Below are 507 nucleotides of genomic sequence, written 5' to 3' on the forward strand. Positions count from 1 at the left end.
TGGAGGATCCCTTTCAGCCCCTCTTCGGAGAGGATAGGTTTCAGGATGAAATAGCCCACCTCGGGATGGGTCTTCATGATAGTGAACTCCTCAGAGGACAGGCCGGAGCGCTTGTTGAGGATGCCATCGGAAATACCCATCTTTCCGGCATCGTGGAGCTGTGAGGCGAGGACGATATCCGAGGACATCCGGGAGCTGACCCCCATCTTCTTCATGAGGAGATCAACGAGCCTGGTCACCCTCAGGGAGTGGCCCTTGGTGTATCGGTCCCTTGCCTCGATGGCGTTGATGAAGGAGTGGATGGATTGCAGGAAGGTCTCCTCTGCCTTCCGGTCCTTCTCGATGACCTTCTCCACCAGTTGGAACCGGTGGGTCTCGTCCCTCCTCCGGGCCTCGATCTTCATGAAGGCCAGAGCGATCCGTGTTTCCAGGTCGTCGAAATCCACCGGTTTGAGGATGTAGTCGGTGACGGAGAGCCTCATGGCGTTGATGCAGTGGGTGACGTCC

General features: G+C 57.4%; 1 protein-coding gene. It reads right to left on the reverse strand.

Annotated elements, in window-relative coordinates; genetic code table 11:
• The coding region (locus P1S46_12460; protein MDF1537274.1) for an HD domain-containing protein at positions 1-507 on the reverse strand (507 nt) is incomplete at both ends.

The organism is bacterium (genome assembly GCA_029210545.1).
Classification (GTDB): Bacteria; BMS3Abin14; BMS3Abin14; order BMS3Abin14; family BMS3Abin14; genus JARGFV01.